At 44.4% G+C, this 15,064-nt stretch carries 12 protein-coding genes; 7 read left to right on the forward strand and 5 right to left on the reverse strand.

The genetic code is table 11. The features are described from left to right. Positions 1 to 237: 237 nt before the first annotated feature. Together AB4232_RS12635 and AB4232_RS12640 are read right to left on the reverse strand one after the other, a co-directional pair. Positions 238 to 1,659 (reverse strand): FAD-dependent oxidoreductase, encoded by a 1,422-nt coding sequence (locus AB4232_RS12635; protein WP_372087244.1) that lies wholly within the window; start codon positions 1,657 to 1,659, stop codon positions 238 to 240. Between the two features lie 104 nt (positions 1,660 to 1,763). Next, positions 1,764 to 2,774, reverse strand: coding sequence for a putative 2-aminoethylphosphonate ABC transporter substrate-binding protein (locus AB4232_RS12640; RefSeq protein ID WP_135380809.1), 1,011 nt, complete (start codon positions 2,772 to 2,774; stop codon positions 1,764 to 1,766). Between the two features lie 350 nt (positions 2,775 to 3,124). Between AB4232_RS12640 and phnW the strand changes: the two genes are divergently transcribed. The 4 genes from phnW to AB4232_RS12660 all read left to right on the forward strand — a co-directional run bounded on the left by phnW (position 3,125) and on the right by AB4232_RS12660 (position 7,996). Next, on the forward strand, positions 3,125 to 4,228 hold the full coding sequence (gene phnW / locus AB4232_RS12645; RefSeq protein ID WP_372087245.1) for a 2-aminoethylphosphonate--pyruvate transaminase: 1,104 nt from the start codon (positions 3,125 to 3,127) through the stop codon (positions 4,226 to 4,228). Next, positions 4,228 to 5,667, forward strand: coding sequence for an aspartate aminotransferase family protein (locus AB4232_RS12650; protein WP_372087246.1), 1,440 nt, complete (start codon positions 4,228 to 4,230; stop codon positions 5,665 to 5,667). Before phnW ends, AB4232_RS12650 begins: the two co-directional genes overlap by 1 nt. Before the next feature lie 97 nt (positions 5,668 to 5,764). Continuing rightward, positions 5,765 to 6,583, forward strand: a complete 819-nt coding sequence (gene phnX / locus AB4232_RS12655) for a phosphonoacetaldehyde hydrolase (protein WP_012600354.1) — start codon at positions 5,765 to 5,767, stop codon at positions 6,581 to 6,583. Between the two features lie 351 nt (positions 6,584 to 6,934). Further along, positions 6,935 to 7,996, forward strand: a complete 1,062-nt coding sequence (locus AB4232_RS12660; RefSeq protein ID WP_009845636.1) for an OmpA family protein — start codon at positions 6,935 to 6,937, stop codon at positions 7,994 to 7,996. 143 nt (positions 7,997 to 8,139) lie between these two features. On the opposite strand, the gene AB4232_RS12665 is transcribed toward AB4232_RS12660, so the two are convergent. Further along, positions 8,140 to 8,538, reverse strand: a complete 399-nt coding sequence (locus AB4232_RS12665) for an OsmC family protein (protein ID WP_135441845.1) — start codon at positions 8,536 to 8,538, stop codon at positions 8,140 to 8,142. A gap of 197 nt (positions 8,539 to 8,735) precedes the next feature. Here AB4232_RS12665 and msrB point away from each other — a divergent pair, with 197 nt between their 5' ends. Then, on the forward strand, positions 8,736 to 9,878 hold the full coding sequence (gene msrB / locus AB4232_RS12670; protein WP_135441847.1) for a peptide-methionine (R)-S-oxide reductase MsrB: 1,143 nt from the start codon (positions 8,736 to 8,738) through the stop codon (positions 9,876 to 9,878). A 122-nt stretch (positions 9,879 to 10,000) separates the two neighbouring features. Here the strand turns inward: msrB and AB4232_RS12675 are convergent, their stop codons facing one another. Both AB4232_RS12675 and AB4232_RS12680 read right to left on the reverse strand, forming a co-directional pair. Further along, positions 10,001 to 11,368, reverse strand: a complete 1,368-nt coding sequence (locus tag AB4232_RS12675; protein ID WP_135441849.1) for a TrkH family potassium uptake protein — start codon at positions 11,366 to 11,368, stop codon at positions 10,001 to 10,003. Between the two features lie 27 nt (positions 11,369 to 11,395). Then, positions 11,396 to 12,052 (reverse strand): TrkA family potassium uptake protein, encoded by a 657-nt coding sequence (locus AB4232_RS12680; RefSeq protein WP_017079662.1) that lies wholly within the window; start codon positions 12,050 to 12,052, stop codon positions 11,396 to 11,398. Between the two features lie 184 nt (positions 12,053 to 12,236). Here AB4232_RS12680 and AB4232_RS12685 point away from each other — a divergent pair, with 184 nt between their 5' ends. Further along, a complete protein-coding gene (locus AB4232_RS12685; protein WP_372087247.1) occupies positions 12,237 to 13,349 on the forward strand; it encodes a mechanosensitive ion channel family protein in 1,113 nt (370 codons plus the stop codon). A 179-nt stretch (positions 13,350 to 13,528) separates the two neighbouring features. Beyond that, positions 13,529 to 15,064 (forward strand): mannose-1-phosphate guanylyltransferase/mannose-6-phosphate isomerase, encoded by a 1,536-nt coding sequence (locus AB4232_RS12690; RefSeq protein WP_029223993.1) that lies wholly within the window; start codon positions 13,529 to 13,531, stop codon positions 15,062 to 15,064.

The following is a 15,064-nucleotide window of genomic DNA, read 5'->3' on the forward strand; positions in this document are numbered from 1 at the left end:
CAAATAAGTTTGGATGCTCATACTACAGCACTCTTTAAATGGTATATACCAAATTTAAACTTTGAATATTGCAGTTGAGTGACAAATTTATAGAAGCTAAATGACAGTTATATTGCAGAAATAATAAGCATTAAAGATTGCTATTTAATCGGCATTAAAAGTTAGTTCAGAAAGCCCTCAATGACTAGCCCATTAGTCACTGAGAGCCTTAGTGTGTACCTCTAATTTAAATCTTATTTATGATTCAACCTTGTCGGCTTTACCTGCCGCACCCGCGAGCTTTGCCAATTGCTTATCCAGCCACAATGGCGTGTTACCAGAATCTTCCGCGTTCTCTTTTCTTCGAACAGCATCTCTAACCATCATTGCCCCAACCCAACGGAATGGCTCTGGCGGGAAATAGCCTCGTGGACCGCTAGTTAAACCACTACGTGTCCATTCGTTATCATCTCCTAACACCATTGAAGACAAAATTTTGCCTCCCATGCGAGTTTGAGCCACACCATTACCTGAGTAACCGAGCCCATAATAGATGTTGTTTTGGCCTTTTAGATTACCGAAAAATGGCAATCCTGTGACGGATCGGTCAGAACCGCCCGACCAGTTGTAATCGAATTCATTCTGCTCCAGTTTAGGGAACAATTTCTGGAAAGATTGATTGAGAATCGGTAGGTAGTTAGTCGTTTGGTTGAACATGCTTTCAACCTGATTCGCAAACGAGAATTTATTGCCGCCTTTGCCCAACATGAGTCGTCCGTCCTGGGTATCTCGGTAATAGTGGACAAAGATACGCGAATCCACCACCGCTGCCCCTTTCTCTGGACCAAACTGCTTGAGCTTTTCAGGAATAGGCTTGGTCACCACCATATCTGAAGAAACAACCACTATGCTGCGTTTGAACTCTTTAAAGTGATCGAGCATCCATGCATTGAGCGCTAAGATCACTTTATCGGAAGTTATCGTCCCACCCTTAGTTTGGACGCGAGCTGGCGAGCCGTAATCAAGAGAGGTCATCTCTGTATTTTCGTAAATTTCGACACCCAATTCGATCGCAACGCGGCGTAAGCCTCTCGCCAATAACGCTGGCTGAACGCTACCAGCAGCTTCCGAGTAATAACCTTCAATATGACGATCCGACCCAGCTTTATCAGGCAATGACTGATCGCACTTCTTCCAGCTGTTGATACCCTGCTTGACCAACTCATTAACGACAGGCTTCATTCCGCCCTTTTGAGATTCATTGGTTGCCGTGTAGTAAGTGCCACTTCTATAAAGATGCGCATCGATTTTATGCTCGTTGCAGAACGCTTCGATCTCGTAAATGACTTTTTCAGATTCCTTAACCAGCCATTTGGCTTGCTCTTTTCCATAGAGTTTTTTCAGCGTTGGATATTTGGTTGACCAAGTCAGCATACACCCGCCGTTCGCGCCAGAAGCACCGCTGCCACACAAGCCTTTTTCAATCACTACAACGTGCTTTTGAGGCTGTTGTTGTTTGATTAAAATCGCCGTCCATAAACCGGTGTAACCACCGCCGACAATGGAGATATCACAGTTAACGTCTTTTTGAAGCGGTTTGGCGGATTCTAGCCCAGCATTGATGCTGCCAAATTCCTGTTCCAATGCTTGCTTGAACCAATATGAGTAGTGCTTTTTCATTTGTTGTACCTTACTTAAAACCTAAAGGCGTAAAACTAAAAAAGGAAGACCGAAGCCTTCCTTTACTGATTTCTAACTTCTAATTAACTGAATAGCTCGTCAGATTAAGATTTTGGCTCTGATTTAGCGTCAAACTTCTCAGACCATGTTTTCAGAACATCTGCACGTTCACTGCCCATACGAGCGAAGTCCATTTTTGCCATGTTCTTCTCTACGTTCGGGAAGTTTTCTGCTTTACCTGTAACATCTTGGTGTCCAACAACTGGGTACATTTCGATGTAAAGTTCATTCGCTGCTTTAGAGATAGACCAATCGATAACACGTTGTGCTGCATCTGAAGGCTTAACAAGACCTACCGCTTCAGATTCCCAACCGATACCTTCAGGCGTAATCACAGAAAGTGGCGCGCCCTGAGTCTTCAGCTTCGCGCCGCGGCTCGCCATAGAAATACCGATAGCCACTTCACCCATACCCGCTTGAACACATGGCTTCGAACCGGAGTGCGTGTAATGAGCAATGTTTTGATCTAGCTTCTGCATGTAGTTCCAACCTTGGTCTTCACCCATGTTTTGTAACCAAGCCGAAACCTGCATGTAGCCCGTACCAGAAGACGCTGGGTTTGGCATTGCAATGTGGCCTTTGTAGATAGGCTTCGTTAGGTCATCCCAAGATTTAGGTGCAGGTAGGTTCAATTGCTTAGCAACTACTTCGTTGAAACAAACCGCATTGAAGAATGCGTCATTGCCATACCAAGCTTGAGTAGATTGCGGATCGTTGAGGTTTGAACGCAGTGCTTCTACACCTTGAGGTGTATAAGGCTTGAGAATGCCCTCTTCTTTAAGCAAAGCCATAGAAGAGCCCGCAAGACCCCATACTACTTCAGCACGAGGGTTGTTTTTCTCGGCCAATAATTTTGCCGTCATGATCCCAGTTGAATCACGAACCCATTTGATGTTGATGTCTGGGTTTTCACTTTCAAATGCGTTTTTGTATTTCGCTAAAATGTCAGTTTCAAAAGCGGTGTAAACCGTCACTTCCTGTGCTGCATAAGCATTACCAGCTAATAGAGTAATTAATGCTGCAAGTGATCCTTTCATAAAACGGTTTTTCATCATTTTCTCCAGTCAGGCCCGATGCCAAGGTTAGGAATTGCCAAGGTTAAAGTTGTTAAGGCTAGAAGCTCCATCTAGAGGCTTCTATATCCATAAATTCATTTAGGTTGTTAGCACACACCTTTAAATTGGTATGAACCAGATTTCGAGTATTAAGCTAACTGGCTTTTATGACGATAAAATGAACAAAAAATGGCAATTTCAAGATCGGAAAATTTCTCAACACAAGTGACAAATTTGAATATGAAGCTTTTGTGAAAATAACGTTTGGGCTATTTACGACCGTTTAAATTGGTTGTTAAAGTAACTGCAAATATTGGTATAGTCCAAAATACAAATCACGAGAATTAAACATGAGAAACGAATACTTACTGCTGACACCGGGTCCTCTATCTACTTCTGAAACCGTTCGCCAAGCGATGCTAAAAGATTGGTGTACTTGGGATGATGAATACAACAAAGACGTTGTTGAAGTGATTCGTAGCAAGCTTGTGACTTTGGCGACTAAGCAGGCGGGATATACAAGTGTATTAATGCAAGGCAGCGGCACCGCTTCAGTTGAAGCAACAATCGGTAGCGTTATCTCTAACAGCGGTAAGCTTCTTGTGGTTGATAACGGTGCGTATGGTGCTCGTATTGCTCAAATCGCCGAATATTTAAACATTCCATGCCATGTCGTTTCCCCAGGTGAAACATCACAGCCTGACTTGAACGAAATGGAAACGGCATTGGCCATGGATTCAGACATTACTCACGTGGCGATTGTCCACTGTGAAACCACCACTGGCATGCTTAATCCAATTGAAGAGATTTCCAAATTGGCAAAACAGCACAACAAAACCGTCATTCTTGATGCTATGTCTAGCTTTGGTGGCATCCCTATGGATATTGCTGACTTAGGCATCGACTACATGATCAGCTCTTCAAACAAGTGCATTCAAGGCGTACCGGGGTTCGGCTTTGTTATTGCAAAGCAATCAGATCTCGATAAGTGTAAAGGCCAAGCTCGCTCATTAAGCCTTGACCTGTTTGACCAGTGGCACTGCATGGAAAGCAACCATGGTAAATGGCGCTTCACCTCTCCGACTCATACAGTGCGCGCTTTCTACCAAGCTCTACTTGAATTGGAACAAGAAGGCGGCATTGAAGCTCGTTATAACCGCTACCAAACCAACCAAACCACATTGGTTGCAGGTATGCGCTCTCTTGGCTTTGAACCGCTGCTTAATGATGACGTTCATTCACCTATCATCACCTCTTTCTATTCTCCAACTCATAGTGATTACCAATTCAAGGAGTTCTATGACCGTTTGAAAGAACAAGGGTTTGTGATTTACCCGGGCAAGGTTTCAAACGCAGACTGCTTTCGTATCGGCAACATCGGTGAGGTTTACCCTTCTGACATTGAAGCCCTCATTGGCGCAGTGAAAAACGCTATGTACTGGAATATCAAATAATGACGACGACCAATCAAGAGCCGATTCTAAAGGCCACACACTTTCGAAGCGAAGGCGATGTGAACACCACGCCAGCACGCGAAAAATGGAACGAATCACTAAACGATGATACGACTCAAGCAATGTTAAAGCGTGACTCTGACGTGTTTCTTCATCAAGCCATGTCAACACCTTGCCTAGACACTCTTGAAACCGCTGAAGGCATCTACATTCAAGATGCTACTGGCAAGAAGTACATGGACTTTCACGGGAATAATGTTCATCAACTAGGTTACGGCCACCCACACATTATTAATAAAGTGACTCAGCAAATGGCGTCGTTGCCATTTTCACCACGTCGCTTCACCAATGAAACTGCGGTTCAGTGTGCTGAGAAACTCACACAGATCTGCGGTGGTGATTTGAATCGCGTGTTGTTTGCTCCGGGTGGTACATCTGTGATCGGCATGGCACTCAAACTGGCTCGACATGTCACCAACAACTTCAAAGTAGTGTCGCTATGGGATTCATTCCACGGCGCGTCACTCGATGCAATTTCAGTGGGTGGTGAAGCTTGTTTTCGCGAGGGTATGGGGCCGTTAATGGCTGGTGTAGAACGTATTCCACCAGCAGTCTCTTATCGTGGTGCTTTCCCGCTTAATGACTCTTTATTGCTTCGCGGGCAAAACTCCGGCGATGCGAACGAGACCGCATGTGATGTGCATTATGCGGATTACCTAGAGTACGTGATTGAAAAAGAAGGCGGTATTGGAGCCTTCATTGCAGAAGCGGTTCGTAACACAGACGTGCAAGTACCAAGCAAAGCTTACTGGAAGCGCATCCGTGAGATTTGTGATAAGCATAACGTCATGTTGATCATCGACGACATTCCAAACGGTATGGGTCGCAGTGGCGAGTGGTTCACTCACCAAGCGTTTGATATCGAACCTGACATCCTATGTATCGGCAAAGGTTTTGGCGGCGGCTTAGTACCAATCGCAGCCATGATCACTAAAGACAAATACAACACGGCAGCGCAAGTATCTCTTGGTCACTACACCCACGAGAAAAGCCCAATTGGTTGTGCGGCAGCACTCGCGACCATGGAAGTGATTGAGCAAGAAAATTTACTTGAAAAAGTACAAGCGGACAGCGCATTCGTGCGTGAACAGTTGCTTCAAATGAAAGAGAAGTACCCAGCCATTGGTGATGTTCGCGGCATCGGCCTGCTCTGGGGGGTGGAGTTGGTCACTGACCACATCACCAAAACCCGAGCTTTCGATGAAGCAGAAGCCGTGCTTTACCAGTGTCTAAACGATGGCCTGAGTTTTAAGGTATCACAAGGTAATGTGATTCAGTTGAGCCCACCATTGATCATCAGTCGCAGCGAACTAGAAGTCGCTCTGTCTGTATTCGAAAAAGCGATAGCAAAAGTCTGCAAAGACTTTGAATACCTTTAATTCATTCTTTAAATCAACATTTAGACCAATAACCTAAAACAATCATTCGTCCTCCCAGAACTTTGCACTGGGAGCGACACAAAAATAGGATACTATTATGAACACAACATCACCTATCCAAGCGGTTATCTTTGACTGGGCTGGCACTATCGTTGATTTTGGATCATTTGCTCCAACCAGTATTTTCGTTGAAGCATTCAGACAAGGTTTCGACTTTGATATCGACTTAGCAGAAGCGCGAGAACCCATGGGGATCGGCAAATGGGACCACATCCAAGCAGTTGGTCGAATCCCAGCTGTTAACGCTCGTTGGAATGCTCAATTCGGACGCTCGATGACCAGTGAAGACGTTGATGCGATCTACGCGGCATTCATGCCTCTTCAGAAAGCAAAAGTAGCAGACCACGCAGCACCAATTTTAAACGCGATTGAAGTCGTGAATAACTTAAAAGAAAAGAACGTAAAAATCGGCTCTTGTTCTGGTTACCCACGAGAGGTGATGGACGTACTAATTCCAGCTGCAGCAGATTACGGTTATCTTCCTGACAACGTAGTTGCAACTGACGACTTACCGCAAGGCGGTCGCCCTGCTCCATTCATGGCACTTAAAAACGTCATTGACCTAGGTGTGACGAACGTCGCTGCGTGTGTGAAAGTGGATGACGCTGCACCGGGTATCGATGAAGGTCACAACGCGGGTATGTGGACGGTAGGCCTTGTATTATCAGGGAACGAAGCCGGCTTAACCTACCAAGAATATGTGGATGCCGACGAAGCGACACTTGCAGCTGCGCGAGAAAAAGCAAGCATTAAGCTAAACAAATCAAACCCGCACTACCTGATCGATACCATCGCCGACTTACCTAGAGTGATTGCAGATATCGAAAAGCGTTTGTTAGCCGGTGAGCGCCCGTAACAGCTAAAGCTCCGCTCCACCCTACAACTCAGACTATGTAGCCATATAATCCGTTCACACAAAAAGATGAAACCTCGTACCGCCTTAAAATGATACGAGGTTTCATTGTTTCCAACATTTAAGACAACAATTGATCAACAAAAAAGCTATAAATAGCGCTTTGAAAACTATGAATACCAACAATCTGATTGACTATCATACGCAATCAGACTAACAATATATTAGTAGTACTTTAAAAGCTCTACCTGAATCAACGCCTTGATTTACTTACGGTCGCAGTGTCTTAGCCAGTAAGTTATCGCTTTACAGGTCAGTTCAGATAACAATAAAAATTAATCCAAGGATAAGATTATGAAAAAACTTTCTAAAATCATGTGTGCTGTCGTCGCAGCTTCCGGCTTAGCGGCAGCTCCTTCTATTGCTGCAACCACTTATGTTGGTGCAAAAGTGGGCATGGGTTGGCTAGATAGTGCCTGTGTCGATGGCGTTAAATGCGAAGATGACTCTGTTGCTGGTGGCCTTTACGGTGGCTACAACTTTTCTGACAAGTTTGCTCTTGAACTGAGCGCAGACTACCTAGGAGACTACGATACAAGCTTTAATAGCACAGGAACTTTGAAGCAATATAGTGATTCAATCGTCGCTATCTCTCTGAGCCCTATGTATCGACTCGCTATCCAACAAAAATTTGATATCTTCTTCAAAGCCGGCCCAGCTTACATCATGCACGATGACGAAGATGACGTAGTATTGTCTCTTGGTATCGGTGCTGAAAAGCAATTTGCTGAAGACTGGGCACTGCGTGTTGAATATCAATACTTCGATGATTTCGATGATAAATTCGTGCAAGACTTAAACTCTAACCTTGTTACCGTTGGCCTTAGCTACAACTTTGGTACAGGTAACACAACGGCTTCAGCAGCAGCCGCTTCTGCAGCCGTTATAACACAGGCTCCTGCAGAGCCAATTGCCGAACCAGAAGTCATTGTTGTTGAAGAAGAAGTTGTGGTTACTAAAGCGAAAACTGAAAGCTTCTCTCAAGGTATGTTTGAGACAAACAGCACTGAATTATCTTCAGAAGGCAAATCTGCATTAATGCCATTAGTTGAAGTACTGCAAGCTCACCCTCAATCATCAGTTAATGTTGTTGGTCACACTGATTCAACAGGTGCGGCAGAGTACAACATGATGATATCTAAGAAGCGTGCTGCTGCTGTAGCCGCATACATTGAAGAGCAAGGCATTGAAGCGGACCGCATTACAGCTTCAGGTGAAGGGGAAGAAAACCCTGTAGCATCAAACGCTACAGCTGAAGGTCGTGCGCAAAACCGTCGTGTTGACGCAACGATCCCAAGCTTCGAATACCAAGAAAAAGCGCAAATGGAAGAAGTTATCGTAGAAACTGCTGAATAATAGCACTCTACCTTAATTAAAATAATAAGGGCGGAGCACTTTCAAGTGCTCCGCCCTTTTCTTTATCAGGCTCTCCCCATATGCCATCAGCTATAAGTAGAAGCCGTAAAAATCAGTCTACTGCCAAGCTGTACAATCAGAGACTAGACTATTTCCCAGCTGTGGGTCATCTCTACACCAGCACCCAGCATTAAGCATACTGAACAGTACTTTTCTAATGAATCCGCACAGACCTTAGCAACCAACTCAGGAGCAAGATTTTCACCCGACACTTCGAAGTGAATGTTAATCACAGTAAAGATTTTTGGCGCCGTTTCACGACGTGTGGTTTCAAGCTTTGCATTACAGCCCGTGATGTTTTGGCCTGCAGATTTCAAGCCATCAACCACATCAACAGAGCTACAACCGCCAGCAGCCATTAGCACCATTTCCATAGGGCTTGGCGCGGTAGCACCGCCACTGCCATCCATAACGACAGAGTGACCTGATTGAGATTGACCTAGGAATTTAAAGCCTTCGACCCATTTAACTTCTGCTTGCATGTTGTTCCTTAGATGTACGGAAACCGCCATCATTATCTATTATATCAATAATGGACACCCTACTACTGGCAGCATTTATGAGCAAGATTTTCTGTTTGAGATATTTTTTTCATGAATAGTGTAATTTTTTCCATCTAAACCCTGTCTCTATTCGTACATTCAAAATCGAATGAGAAAAACGTCAAGATGAGGTATCTATGAATAAATTATCTAAAATATTGGTATCACTCGTGGTTGCATTACCACTGACTTCGCTATTTGTAAGCCAGACTGGCACTGCCAATACAATGGATAAAGCGATGGATTCAGGTAAAAGTGAAATCGCGACACTGGCTGGTGGTTGTTTTTGGTGTACAGAATCCGACCTAGAAAAACTGACCGGCGTCACCGACGTTATCTCTGGTTATTCCGGTGGTGAATTAGAAAATCCAACCTACAAACAAGTTTCCTCGGGTAAGTCTGGACACATCGAAGTGATCAACGTGACTTACAATCCAGATGTAGTTAGCTATGAGCAGGTACTTGACCAATTCTTCAGACACATCGATCCTACCGATGATAAAGGCTCATTCGTAGATAGAGGTCCTCAATACCGACCTGCTATTTTCTATCATAACCAAGAGCAAAAAGACGTTGCTCAGAATTTCATGATGGAAATAGACAAAGCTCAGGTCTTTGGTGAGCCACTAAAAACAGAGCTGATTAAGTTTGAAAAATTCTGGCCAGCAGAAGAATACCATCAAGATTATTACAAGAAGAGCAAGGTTCGTTATAACTACTACCGCTACGCTTCTGGTCGTGATCAGTACCTAGATAAAATCTTCGGTGATGATAGAAAAGAAAATCCGAAAACGATCCGCCAAATCATCGATGACAAAAATGCGACAGCTAATGCTAAAACATACACCAAGCCGTCTGATGCAGAGATCAAAGCATCTCTAACTTCACTGCAATACGATGTCACACAAGACGACGCAACAGAGCGCCCATTTGACAACAAATACTGGGATAACAAGCAAGAAGGTATTTACGTTGATATCGTAACGGGTGAGCCTTTGTTCTCTTCAAAAGACAAATACAAATCAGGTACAGGTTGGCCGAGCTTTACACAGCCAATCAGCGAGGCTTATGTCGTAACGACTACTGACTACAAGCTGCTTTACCCAAGAACAGAGGTTCGCAGTAAATTTGGTGACTCTCACCTAGGGCATGTATTTAAAGATGGCCCAAAGCCAACAGGTTTACGCTACTGCATGAACTCAGCCGCTATGCGCTTTATCCCAGCAGATAAATTGGCTGAAGAAGGCTACGAAGAATATATTGAAATGTTCGAAGGCTAAGTGCTAAGAAATTAGAGCTACACCTATAACAACAAAGCCAGCATATCGCTGGCTTTGTTTTCTAACACGCTAACAAGAACTATAAATCCTAGCCTGTTAGCATTATTAACCCGTTAACATTATTAGCCCGTCAACACCGTATCTTCTGGGTACTTCAACAAAGAAGGTTCTGGACGAGCTAACATGTACGCCAAAGTCAAAGGGCCAATACGTCCGATTACCATAACCACAATCATAATGTATTTCCCGGGTTCAGTTAGGTTTGCGGTTAACCCAGCAGTCAGTCCGACCGTCGCAAAGGCAGAAATCACTTCAAACATCACGCGGTCAAACGCGGCTTGCTCAGTGAGCATTAACAAAAACATCGCGGTGGTTAATAGCGCTCCACTGACCACAATAATGGCCAATGACTTTGTTACCGCTTGCCAAGTCACGGTGCGCTTAAACATCACGACATGCTTTTTCTGACGCAAGAATGTCCAAGTTGCAACAAACGCAACCGCGAAAGTCGAGACCTTAATACCACCACCAGTGGAAGTCGAACCAGCACCAATCAACATCAGTACTATCATCACCAATAATGCCGGTTGCGTATAATGAGACAAATCGACACTATTGAAACCAGCGGTACGAGCACTCGCAGACTGGAAAAATGCCGCTAACCACTGACCTTGTGCCGATAACCCTTCCATAGTCGCTGAGTTATTCCTCTCCAACAACCAAAACATCACCGTACCAACCAACAACAGCGCTGGTGTCGCTGTTAACATAATCTTGGTATGTAAATGCAAGTGTTGGAAACCTTTACGCCAGTTACTCGATAAGTCGCCGACGACTGTAAAACCAAGTCCACCAAAGATGAACAAGCCCGCTAAGGTAAAGATCACCAAAGGATCATCAACAAAACTCATCATACTGTCTGAGAACAGCGCGAAACCTGCGTTATTGAATGCAGATATAGCGTGAAAGAGTGCATAAAAGCTTCCCGTTGCCCATCCCATTTCTGGAACCCAACGGAAACAGAGCAGCACAAACCCAACAAACTCCGCCACCAATGCAAAGATGATGATCTTCTTCACTAACTTACGAAGGTTAATCTTACGATCTTGCCCCAATGCTTCTTTTGCCAATGCTTGTTGTTTAAGGCTTAATCGGACACCAAACATATAGAGCAGTACCGCAGACAGGGTCATCTGCCCTAACCCACCAACTTGCATCAAGAACATCAGTAAGATTTTTCCTGCCAAGGTGAAGTGCTGACCAGTATCGACAACACCTAAACCTGTCACACTGATCGCTGACGTGGCAGTAAACAGTGCATCCGTAAAGCTTAGCCCTGTCACCGAGAACACAGGCAGCGTCAGCAAGATTGCTGAGGGGATAAGAACACCTAAGAAGCTCGTAAGGATAATCTTAGGTTCAGAGCCTTTGCGTTGCTTCTTATCACTTTTAAGGGTGTAGAAAGTACCTTTTCGTTTTACCGAATTCATACTGTTACCTTACTTACCGATTACCAATTACCAATTGCGTAGCTTTCTAGATAAGGTCTCTTTCGGCCCAGCGATGATCACCACATCCCCAATTTCTAAACTCACATCCAGTTCAGGTGCTTTAGTTAGGTTCGGGCCTCGCTTGAAACCAAGTACCTCAACACCATTTTCTTTGCACAGCTTAAGGTCACCAAGCTTCTTACCCAAAAAATTAGAACCAATAACAATTTCCGTCATCGCTAAACCGCTGCCAAGGTCGATAAACTCAAGAACGCGTCTATCCAACATTTTACGCGCAACGCGAATACCCATGTCTCGTTCGGGCATGATGATATGATCGGCACCAATCTTAGAAAGAATCTTGCCGTGAAACTTATCGTTCGCCTTCACCCAAACGGCTTTTGCGCCTGATTCTTTTACCACTAGCGTCGTTAGAATACTGGAGTTAACATCAGAGCCAATCGACACCATCACCATATCGTAATCGTCCAGCCTTAGTTCTTTAACTGTCTCTTCGCTCGTACAGTTCGCAACAATCGCTTGTGAAACAAAATTAGCCGCTTCTTTCACTCGCTCCTCATCAATATCGACAGCGAGCACCTGCGCCCCTGAACTTTGTAGCTCTTTGCATACAGATAACCCAAAACGCCCTAAGCCGATAACTGCATATTGTTTGTCACTCATTTATTACTCCACTTACAAAGCTACGTAGCATCGAAAACAAATAACAAAATTGTCTTCATACAAAAAAACGACTATATATCCATATAGAGATACAATTGTCAGCTAATCGATTGATTTATAAAGGTAGAGAACAAAAGTGATTTCTGCTAATTTCTAACCCATAATTTCTGCGGCAGTACACACAATGAATGAATTCATAACCCAAGTACAAACCTACATCAACCAGAGCCATAGCGATTGGGCAAATAGCGTCCTATTCATCACTATTGCGAGTTTTTTCGCTTGGGTCGCTTGGCGAATTGTCCATAATCGCCTGGAAATCTTGGTCAAAAAAACCCAATTTCATTGGGATGACCTACTGCTAGAGGCCTTAAAAACACCTGTCAGTACGTTGCTTTGGTGCTGGCCTGCTACCGTGTCTGTTGGCTTGATTCTTCAAGACCAGTTTGGTAATGAAATTAATTGGTTAAAAACACTTAAGCACATATTGATTATCTGTACCTTCGTTTGGTTTACCTTGCGAATGATCACCAACACTGAAGCGTACGTCTTAGAACAAAAAACCAGAGACGAAACCACAGTACAAGCTATCGCTAAAGTCGCTCGCTTGTTCTTTATGGTGATGGGCGGCCTGACCATCATGCAGGCATTTGGTCTGAGCCTATCTGGCTTACTCACCTTCGGTGGTGTGGGTGGCTTAATCGTCGGTTTGGCAGCAAAGGATCTACTGTCGAATTTCTTTGGCGGCATGATGATTTACTTCGACCGTCCTTTTAAAGTCGGTGATTGGATACGCTCACCAGACCGCCAAATCGAAGGTACTGTCGAACGCATTGGCTGGCGCATGACCATCATTCGCACTTTTGATAAGCGACCTTTATACGTGCCAAATTCGGTATTCAGTAACATTGTGGTGGAGAACCCATCAAGAATGTTGAATCGCAGAATCAATGAAACCTTCGGGCTTCGTTATCAAGATGCAGACAAGCTGGCTCTAATTGTTGATGAAGTTAGATCCATGCTCGAAACACACCCTGACATTGATGCAAAACAGACGCTGATCGTTAACTTTGATAAGTTTGGTCCATCAACCCTTAATTTCTTTATCTACACCTTCACCAAAACGGTTAACTGGGTGAGATACCACGAAGTTAAGCAAGATGTCCTGCTGCAGGTGTTGGCGATTATTCATAAGCACAATGCTGATATCGCCTTCCCAACACAAACACTCAAGATCGATCCTCAAGATTTTGGCGAAGCTCAAGGTATGGTCTTTTCCAACTCAGAAGGCCATTAAGAAGCACATCTATATTGCTTATCGTTTATAGCTTGTCGTTAAGTCGATGGGTTATCGATAAGTAAGTCGGTTATTGATATGTAAGTCGGTTATTGATAAGTAAACTGGTTATCGATAAATAAACAGAGTGAAGCGTGGTAACATGGCGCCAGTATTCAAATACACCTAATTACCACTCTATGATTTTACCTGTGATCCTAGCTGGCGGCTCCGGAAGTCGCCTCTGGCCTCTGTCTCGCGAACTTTACCCTAAGCAATTTCTCAATATTGCTGGCGAACAGTCGATGCTTCAGCAAACACTTCAACGCCTGCAAGGTCTTGAGGACTATCTAACGGATAGCAAGTGCGCAGCTCCATTCATTATCTGTAATGAAGAACACCGCTTTATTGCCGCTGAACAAGCTCGATCGGCTAACATCCAACATAGTGGTATTCTGCTAGAGCCTGTCGGTCGAAACACGGCTCCAGCCATCGCATTAGCGGCATTACAAGCCTTAGGCAAATCAACCAATAATGAGCAGGATGCATCAGACCCGATCTTATTAATACTGGCTGCTGATCATCACATCGCTAACACCTCTGAATTCCAACAAGTGATCAGTCGTGGTGTTGATTACGCGAAGCAAGGCAAACTGGTGACATTCGGCATAACACCCAACGCGCCAGAAACGGGTTATGGCTATATCAAGCAGGGAGAACCGATTTCCCCTCTTGTTCAAGCTGACTCACGCATTACAGAGCAGTCAACACATCACGCCTATGCCATTGATTGCTTCGTTGAAAAGCCTGATAAAGCAACTGCAGAAGAATACATACGTTCAGAGCAATACTTGTGGAACAGCGGCATGTTCATGTTTAAGGCATCCCGCTACCTTGAAGAACTCTCTCAACACCACCCAGAAATATTAGCGGCTTGTCAGTTAGCTCTTTCAAAGCAAAATACCGACCTCGACTTTGTCCGTATCGACGCAGAAGCATTCAAAAATAGCCCAAGTGACTCTATCGATTATGCCGTGATGGAAAAGACCTCACACGCCGCAGTGATCCCGATGGACGTTGGTTGGAATGATATTGGTTCGTGGTCTGCTATCTGGGATGTCAGTGATAAGGATGAGCACAACAACGTCATTGAGGGCGATGTGTTAACCGTCGACTCTCAACACAACTACATCCATGCGGAGAATAAGCTTGTCGCGACGGTAGGCGTCGAAAACCTCATTATTGTCGAAACCAAAGATGCAATATTGGTTGCGAACAAAGACAAAGTTCAAAGTGTTAAGTCGATTGTTAGCCAACTGAATCAGGCTGGTCGAACGGAGCATGTCCATCATCGCGAGGTCTTTAGGCCTTGGGGTAAATACGACGTGATCGATCTAGGCAAACGAGACAAAGTGAAGCGCATTACAGTCAACGCTGGCCATAGGCTTTCGTTGCAAATGCATCACCATAGAGCGGAGCATTGGGTTGTAGTGGCAGGTACTGCGAAAGTAACCAACGATGAGAAAACGTATCTCGTCGAAGAAGATCAATCCACTTACATTCCACTAGGCCATATCCACAGCCTTGAGAACCCTGGAGACTCACCTCTCGAAATGATCGAAGTACAAACCGGTAGTCATTTAAGTGAAAACGATATCATTCGATATCAAGACAGCTATGGGCGAGACGTTCGAAACCAACAAGCTTCTTCGTCTCAGAACAACAAATCGAAATAA

The sequence above is a fragment of the Vibrio sp. 10N.286.46.A8 genome (genome assembly GCF_041470165.1).
GTDB lineage: Bacteria > Pseudomonadota > Gammaproteobacteria > Enterobacterales > Vibrionaceae > Vibrio > Vibrio tasmaniensis_A.

Coding starts and splice junctions, on each gene's coding strand:
- phnX (WP_012600354.1), top strand. CDS start 5,765: ATGAACACAACATCACCTATCCAAGCGGTTATCTTTGACTGGGCTGGC.
- AB4232_RS12675 (WP_135441849.1), bottom strand. CDS start 11,368: ATGAATTCGGTAAAACGAAAAGGTACTTTCTACACCCTTAAAAGTGAT.
- AB4232_RS12665 (WP_135441845.1), bottom strand. CDS start 8,538: ATGCAAGCAGAAGTTAAATGGGTCGAAGGCTTTAAATTCCTAGGTCAA.
- phnW (WP_372087245.1), top strand. CDS start 3,125: ATGAGAAACGAATACTTACTGCTGACACCGGGTCCTCTATCTACTTCT.
- AB4232_RS12635 (WP_372087244.1), bottom strand. CDS start 1,659: ATGAAAAAGCACTACTCATATTGGTTCAAGCAAGCATTGGAACAGGAA.
- AB4232_RS12650 (WP_372087246.1), top strand. CDS start 4,228: ATGACGACGACCAATCAAGAGCCGATTCTAAAGGCCACACACTTTCGA.
- AB4232_RS12660 (WP_009845636.1), top strand. CDS start 6,935: ATGAAAAAACTTTCTAAAATCATGTGTGCTGTCGTCGCAGCTTCCGGC.
- AB4232_RS12640 (WP_135380809.1), bottom strand. CDS start 2,774: ATGATGAAAAACCGTTTTATGAAAGGATCACTTGCAGCATTAATTACT.
- AB4232_RS12680 (WP_017079662.1), bottom strand. CDS start 12,052: ATGAGTGACAAACAATATGCAGTTATCGGCTTAGGGCGTTTTGGGTTA.
- msrB (WP_135441847.1), top strand. CDS start 8,736: ATGAATAAATTATCTAAAATATTGGTATCACTCGTGGTTGCATTACCA.
- AB4232_RS12690 (WP_029223993.1), top strand. CDS start 13,529: ATGATTTTACCTGTGATCCTAGCTGGCGGCTCCGGAAGTCGCCTCTGG.
- AB4232_RS12685 (WP_372087247.1), top strand. CDS start 12,237: ATGAATGAATTCATAACCCAAGTACAAACCTACATCAACCAGAGCCAT.